This is a genomic window from Natronomonas salinimetallica, from assembly GCF_013839515.1.
In the GTDB taxonomy this organism is placed as follows: Archaea; Halobacteriota; Halobacteria; order Halobacteriales; family Haloarculaceae; genus Natronomonas.
In genome coordinates, this window is the sequence record NZ_JACDNQ010000008.1 from 116,952 (window position 1) to 123,429 (window position 6,478).

A 6,478-nucleotide genomic window follows, 5' to 3' on the forward strand; every position below is an offset into this window, starting at 1 on the left:
GATGTCGCTGTACCAACTGGAGCGCGAGCGGGATCTGTCGGAGTTGGTCGAGACGCTCCGGCGGAGCGACGATCCGTCGATCCGACGGCGGGCGGCCGAGATCATCGGCGGACTCTTCGAGAACGAGGCGTTCGAGCAGTCCGATCTCGTCCTCGAGCGTGAAGGCTCCGGCGGCCCCGCTATCGGTGTCCCCGACGCCGCCGACGCCGAGACCGTTATCGACGTGTTGGTGTCGGTCGTCAAGGCCGACGACGACGAGGGCGTCCGGGCGGCCGCGATCGATGCGCTCGATCACCACGGCCAGGACGCCATCGAGCGGGTCGTATACGAACTCTCCGAGAAGGACATCGAATCGGCCACGGACTGGGTCGCAGCACGGGCGTTTGCGGACGTGCTCGACGACGAAAAGCCCGAACTCCGCATGGCGGCCGCGACCGGATTGGGACGGGTCGGCGACCCGAGCGTAACCGCCGCCGTCGTGGCCCGTCTGTCCGACCCCGATGCCCGTGTTCGGGCCCGTTCGGCGACCGCTTGCGGCCGTATCGGCGATCCGCGGGCGGTCGGGGCGCTGGAATCGCGGCTGTCCGACGATCCGGACATCGACGTCCGGGTCGCCGCCGCCGACGCGCTCGGTGAGATCCGAACCGAGGCCGCATTAGGGGTGCTGTTGGCGTCGGCCGACGACGCAAGCGAATCGGTGCGGCGCGTCGTCGCCGGCGCACTCGGACAGTTCGGCAGCGTCAGGCCGATCGACGCACTCGTCGATTACCTCGAAGACGGGAGTGAGACGGTTCGCCGGACGGCGATGTACTCGATGGTCGAGATTCTCTCGAACGCCCCGCCACAACGGAGCCACGAAGTGCGCGAAGCCGCGGCCGACCGACTCGGGGGAGCAACGGCCGACGAGGTCATCCCACCGCTCTCGGAGATCCTGACCGAGAGTTCGGGCACGCCACAGCGGCGCAACGCCGCCTGGCTCCTCGGCCGCGTGGTCGGCCCCGAACACGGATCCGTGGCCCGCGAGGCACTCCTGGCGGCGCTCGGAGACGACGACGGCATGACGGCTCAGTTCGCCGCGACCAGCCTCACGAGGCTCGACGGTTCGGGCCTGGAGGCCGACCTGCTGGCGCTCGTTCGGGACGGCGAAGCCGACCGGGAAGCCCGCTCGAAGGCGCTTTTCGTCCTCGGAAAGGTCGGCGGCGACGACGCGAGGGCGGCGCTCGGCGAGTTCGTCGATCGGACCGACGACGACGGACTCCGGGAGGGGGCGTTCTCGGCGCTGTCGAAACTCGGCGGTATCGGCGGAGGTGGTCCCCGGTGAGCAAATCCGAGCGAAAGCTCCTGGACACTACCGGACGGTTCACACAGGTCATAAAGGACGGCAAGAAACTCGGCGACATCGGCTGGGCGGACGGGCGAATCCTGCTGTCGAACCGCCGGCTCGTCCTCGCGGGGGCGGAGGGCAAACGGACGATCCAGATCCCGAAAATCGACACGATCGAGGGCCGATACGACGTCAACCAGGCGATCGCCCAGGTGCGCGATTACGTGAGCGTCCGAACCGGGCGGGACGTGTTCCTCGTCTCGACGGGCGAATCCGAGAGCTTCGAACGAACCCTACACAAGACGATCATCGACGGCCGGATCGTCCTCATCAGACATCCGGCGATCGAGGGCGGCGTCGTCCAGGACGTCGGATGGAACAAAGCCCGAGTCAAACTCGACGAGGAGGCGGTCAACCTCGCCGTCGAGGACGGGACCTACGTCAGAATCGAGATCGACGATATCGGAACCGTCGAGCGGGACGAACGGGCCGTCAAATCCGCCGAACGGCCGGTCCTGGAGGCCGAACACACGGAGGGGGGAACGAGCGTCGAGACCTACCTCTCCGGCAACGAAAAACACTGCTCGGTGTTGGAGTCGGTCCTCGAACGGGGGGCCGAACGGAACGCGTCCTCGATCGACCTCGGCACGGACGAAAAGGAGGTTCTGATGGCGCTTTACTCCGGCGTCTCCTCGTTCGAGGTGCCGGAGTTCCTCGATATGGACCCCGACGACGTCGAGGGGATCTACGAGCGTCTCGTCGAGTTGGACGTCCTCCAGGAGGTCCGGATCCGCCGCGAAGTGGCGCTGAAGCCGAGGGGACGAAACATCGCGAGCGAGTCGATGAACAGCCAGTGACGCACTCGAGCGAGCAGAACGACGGAACTGGGGTCTGCTTGACACTCCAAGCTCGCTCCGCCGATCAACCGAACGAGGGGATTTTATAAATCGAACGTGTACAGCCACGCATGGACCGACAGAAGGTCATCGCGGTGTTCTTCGTACTCCTGATGGTGATGTGGCTGGTGGCCGCCGCGGCGACGGTGATCTGACCCGCCGCCGGACCGACACGTTCAGGACGTCGGGGACGAACGTCCTTCCGTGGGACTGTACGACCGCTATCTCGCCGCCCGGATCCGGCTGAGCGGCGAGGACGTCCCCGAGCGGATCGCCCTCGTCACGACCGAGCGGGACCTGCTCGAACAGGGTGCGTACGACACGCTCTCGTCGTTTCTCCGGTGGGCGTTCGAACTCGGTATCGAGGAGGTGATGATCTACGTGAGCGTCCTCGACGAGGCGGTGGTTCCGACGCTTCGGACGGCGCTGTCGGAGCTGGACAGTCCCCGACCGATCGCGATCCGTGAGCCGGGGGCCGACGCGGTCGCCGACGCCCCGGTACAGGTGAGCATCGGTCTCGGCGGCCGTCGGGAGTTCGCCACCGCAGTCCGACAGATCGCCGAGGACGCGGCCGAGGGGAGACTCGATCCCGAGGACGTCGACGAGCGCGACATCGAACGCCGCCTCGTGTTTCCGTCGCCGCCGGACCTCGTGATCAAGACAGGTGCCGAGCGGCTCTCCGATTTCCTCATCTGGCAGTCGGTGTACTCGGAGCTATACTTTACCGACGTCAACTGGCGGGACTTCAGACGTCGGGACTTCCTGCGCGCGGTCAGGGATTTCCAGGAGCGGAAGCGGCGCTTCGGCCGATAGGAAAGCGATCAAAACAGCAGGAAGATCAGATACGGGACCCCGAACAACAGAAGCGTCATACCGATGATGATGAGCGCGTAGGCGGCGAAGGTGCCACCGGCGGTGACGAACGAGGAGTGGCCGAGTTCGGATCGGAGGTCGGTGGTGTCCATATCTCCTCGTTCGGCCGCGAGTACTGATAAATACTGCCCCTCGGGAAGCCGGCTGGAGGCATCCCGGCCGCGTTCATACTGCCGGCGAGACGTTCGTGACGAGACCACGGCACCGAGGCGTGAATGTCGTCCAAGCGGATCGTCGGCAGCCTCATACTGCCGGACGTACCGACTCGAATCGCGGGCTACTCGACACGCACGTTCGACCGGCGGTTCGGGCATGCACCGAGTCGGATGTTCACGAACGTACGTCCGGCAGTATCAGTCCAGTATCTCGGCGACCCGTCGGGGCTCCCCCGACAGTGGAGGGCTTTCTTCTACCATCTGCAGTACCTCGTGGTCGGTCACGTCGGGATACTCCTTCTCCGTCGCCTCCTCTATGAGCTCTTTTTCCATACGGAACTCGGTGCCCTCATAGACGACGTCGACGCCCTCCTGATCGAACGACAGAACGGTCATACCACGCGTTGGCCGCTCTCGCGTATAAGGCCCACGAGAGCGGACCGACCCACGAGAGCGGACCGACCCACGAGAGCGGACCGACCCACGAGAGCGGACCAATCGCCGCCGTCAGACTCGCGTCAGACGACGCCGGAGGGGTTAATACGGACGCCGAACACGAAACAACCGTGTTCGGTTCGGATCCCCTCGAGGAACTCGTGATCCCGGACGGGACTCACGTAAAGGAACACGACCTCGTCACCGACGGCGACGTCCTCATCGGTGGACAAAGCACCATCGAACTCGGCGTCCGCGGCGGCAGCGTGGTGGCCGGCGAGCGCGTTAGCTTCGGCGGTGACATCGAAGCCGACGGCGACTGCCGACTCGACATGTGGTGTGAGGTCGACGGCAATGTGCTCGTCGGCGACGACGCCTACCTCGGTGAACGCGTCCACATCACCGGCCAACTCATCGTCTCGGGGGATCTGGACATCGGCGACGACGTCGACATCGACGAGGGGTTCGAGGCGAACGGCTGGATCGTCATCAGAAACCCGATGCCGACGATCGTCTTCTTGTTCGTGTATCTGTCGCATCTACTCCGTATCGGCGAGGAGGAAGCCGCCGAGGAGGTCGCGACGGCGGCGTTCGCGGACGACCCGGAGGCGGCGGAGCCCACGCGGATCCCGCGTGGTGCGCGCGTCTCCGACGACGCCTGGCGGGTCTCGACGCCGGCGTCCATCGGCGACGACTGCCGGCTGCACGGCAACATCCGTGCGACGGACATCGAGGTCGGCACGGAGACCGAGGTGTTCGGTAGCCTCCGCTCGAAGGGCGCGATCCGCGTCGGCCGCGGAACCGTCATCCACGGCGACGTGACGACCCGGGACGGCGACGTACGCATCGCCCCCGGCGTCCACGTCCGCGGCGACATCTCCTGTGGCCGGTGTGAACTTTCCGAGGCCGCCGAGGTCGATGGGACGATCCGGGCGAACGACGGCATCAGGTTCGAGGACGCTCCCGGTTCGGTGGATGCGTCCTCCTCTGGAGAGCCCCCCGAGTCCGGAGACCCGGACGTCGAGTCGGGGTCGATCGGTCCTGACGACCAAGTCGGTGTGCGTACCGACGGGGAGCCCCCGGTGCCGGCGATCGTCCCGCTGGGGGAGGGGACGCTCCCGGCTCCGGGACCAGAGGATGGGGATCGAGAGCCGATCTCGGCGGTGAGCCCGGTCGCCGAAAGCGATCTCGGGGGGGAGAACGGACGGGCGACGGACGGCGACGGCATCGCCGCGGTCATCGCCGAAGCGGAACCGAATGCTGGTGTGGGCGATGACGCCGACGACACCACGGGCGATGACGCCGACGACACCACGGGCGATGACGCCGACGACGATACCGATCCAACCGGCAGTGGGGACCGATAGCGGCGACCGGGACACATATACGCGAGGCTCCGGTATCCGGGGTATGCTTTCGGTCGCCCTCGCCGGCAAACCCAACGCCGGCAAGTCGACGTTCTATAAAGCCGCCACGAGGGCCGATGTCGATATCGGCAACTACCCGTTCACGACGATCGACGCGAACCGCGGCGTCAGCCACGTCCGAACGCGGTGTCCCTGTCTTGATTTGGACGCCCGGTGCGGTAACGACAACTGCCGGGACGGAAAACGCTACGTCCCGATCGAACTGCTCGACGTGGCCGGGTTGGTCCCGGGGGCCCACGAGGGGAAGGGACTCGGCAATCAGTTTCTCGACGCGTTGACGAACGCCGACGTTATTCTCAACGTGGTCGACGCCTCCGGCGGGACGAACGAGGAGGGCGAACCGGTCGAAGTGGGGTCGTACGATCCGGTCGAGGACGTTCATTTTATCGAACGCGAAATGAACCTGTGGCTCGCCGGGATCGTCGACCGCAACTGGGAGACGATCGAACGCCAGTCGCGATCCCCCGAGTTCGACGTCGAGGCGGCGCTGACGGAGATGCTTACGGGCGTCGGCGCGAGCGAACACGACGTGGCGACCATTCTCCGGGAGTTCGATTATCCGGAGGACCCGATGGCGTGGGACGACGAGGACCGCGAGAGACTGGCTCGGCTGCTCCGCGCCCGGACGAAGCCGATCGTCGTCGTGGCGAACAAAGCCGATATCGCCCCCGAGCGGAACGTCGAACGGCTCCGGGAGGCGGCCGATCGGGTGATCCCCTGTACGGCGGAGGGCGAACTCGCCCTCCGGGGGGCGGCGGAAGCCGACGTCGTCGAGTACCATCCCGGCGACGGCGATTTCACGATCACCGGCGACGTCTCCGATGCACAGCGTGACGGCCTCGACCGCGTCCGCTCCGTCGTCGAGGCGTGGGACGGAACCGGCGTTCAGAGCGCGCTCGACGAGGCGGTCTACGGCGTGCTCGATCGGATCACCGTCTATCCCGTTCAAAACGAGACGCGGTGGAGCGACGGCCAGGGGAACGTCCTGCCGGACGCGTTCTTGTTGCCGGCCGGGGCGACGCCGACGGATCTCTCCTTCGCCGTCCACTCGGACATCGGCGAGGGGTATCTCCACGCCGTCGACGCCAGACGGAACCGCCGGATCGGCGAGGGCCACGAGCTAGCGGAAGGCGACGTCGTCAAGATCGTCTCGACGGCGACGTGAGCGAGAAGACGGCCTCGCCCGCCGAATCGACGACGAGCCGGAGATCGGGGAACTCGTTCCCGGCACGGTAGTTGTCCAGCAGGGCCGCCACGAGGAGCGTGTGGTACTTCAGCAGTTTTCGAGGCGGAGCCTCCGGCCTCAAGTCGTGCGGGACCGGAGGTCCCGCTGACCATCCGAACGGACCGTGCGAGGCGGCTTCACCG

General features: G+C 66.4%; 8 protein-coding genes. 5 read left to right on the plus strand and 3 right to left on the minus strand.

Annotated elements, in window-relative coordinates; translation table 11 throughout:
* Position 1: 1 nt before the first annotated feature.
* The 3 genes from HZR14_RS08670 to HZR14_RS08680 all read left to right on the plus strand — a co-directional run bounded on the left by HZR14_RS08670 (position 2) and on the right by HZR14_RS08680 (position 3,033).
* Positions 2 to 1,321: a HEAT repeat domain-containing protein gene (locus tag HZR14_RS08670; RefSeq protein WP_181692468.1), complete on the plus strand. Its 1,320-nt coding sequence runs from the start codon at positions 2 to 4 to the stop codon at positions 1,319 to 1,321.
* A complete protein-coding gene (locus HZR14_RS08675; protein WP_181692469.1) occupies positions 1,318 to 2,181 on the plus strand; it encodes a CheF family chemotaxis protein in 864 nt (287 codons plus the stop codon). The genes HZR14_RS08670 and HZR14_RS08675 overlap by 4 nt, the downstream gene beginning before the upstream one ends.
* Positions 2,182 to 2,424: 243 nt before the next feature.
* On the plus strand, positions 2,425 to 3,033 hold the full coding sequence (locus tag HZR14_RS08680; protein ID WP_181692470.1) for an undecaprenyl diphosphate synthase family protein: 609 nt from the start codon (positions 2,425 to 2,427) through the stop codon (positions 3,031 to 3,033).
* An 8-nt stretch (positions 3,034 to 3,041) separates the two neighbouring features.
* Here HZR14_RS08680 and HZR14_RS08685 read toward each other — a convergent pair whose 3' ends face one another.
* Both HZR14_RS08685 and HZR14_RS08690 read right to left on the minus strand, forming a co-directional pair.
* Positions 3,042 to 3,185, minus strand: a complete 144-nt coding sequence (locus HZR14_RS08685; protein WP_181692471.1) for a hypothetical protein — start codon at positions 3,183 to 3,185, stop codon at positions 3,042 to 3,044.
* 261 nt (positions 3,186 to 3,446) lie between these two features.
* Positions 3,447 to 3,644 carry a DUF5800 family protein gene (locus HZR14_RS08690; RefSeq protein ID WP_181692472.1) on the minus strand — a complete coding sequence of 66 codons (198 nt, stop codon included), beginning with the start codon at positions 3,642 to 3,644 and terminating at the stop codon, positions 3,447 to 3,449.
* A 170-nt stretch (positions 3,645 to 3,814) separates the two neighbouring features.
* Between HZR14_RS08690 and HZR14_RS08695 the strand changes: the two genes are divergently transcribed.
* Both HZR14_RS08695 and HZR14_RS08700 read left to right on the plus strand, forming a co-directional pair.
* The gene (locus HZR14_RS08695) at positions 3,815 to 5,050 is read left to right on the plus strand and encodes a polymer-forming cytoskeletal protein (RefSeq protein WP_181692473.1); all 1,236 of its coding nucleotides are present in this window, start codon (positions 3,815 to 3,817) and stop codon (positions 5,048 to 5,050) included.
* 43 nt (positions 5,051 to 5,093) lie between these two features.
* The gene (locus HZR14_RS08700; protein ID WP_181692474.1) at positions 5,094 to 6,275 is read left to right on the plus strand and encodes a redox-regulated ATPase YchF; all 1,182 of its coding nucleotides are present in this window, start codon (positions 5,094 to 5,096) and stop codon (positions 6,273 to 6,275) included.
* Here the strand turns inward: HZR14_RS08700 and HZR14_RS14200 are convergent.
* Positions 6,250 to 6,478 (minus strand): DUF8168 family protein (locus HZR14_RS14200; protein ID WP_489675478.1); only part of this gene is annotated, 229 nt, incomplete at its 5' end. The genes HZR14_RS08700 and HZR14_RS14200 overlap by 26 nt on opposite strands.

What these genes read in the sequence shown, in the direction of transcription:
- HZR14_RS08670 (WP_181692468.1), top strand. Translation starts at nt 2, where the DNA reads ATGTCGCTGTACCAACTGGAGCGCGAGCGGGATCTGTCGGAGTTGGTC.
- HZR14_RS08685 (WP_181692471.1), bottom strand. Translation starts at nt 3,185, where the DNA reads ATGGACACCACCGACCTCCGATCCGAACTCGGCCACTCCTCGTTCGTC.
- HZR14_RS08690 (WP_181692472.1), bottom strand. Translation starts at nt 3,644, where the DNA reads ATGACCGTTCTGTCGTTCGATCAGGAGGGCGTCGACGTCGTCTATGAG.
- HZR14_RS08700 (WP_181692474.1), top strand. Translation starts at nt 5,094, where the DNA reads ATGCTTTCGGTCGCCCTCGCCGGCAAACCCAACGCCGGCAAGTCGACG.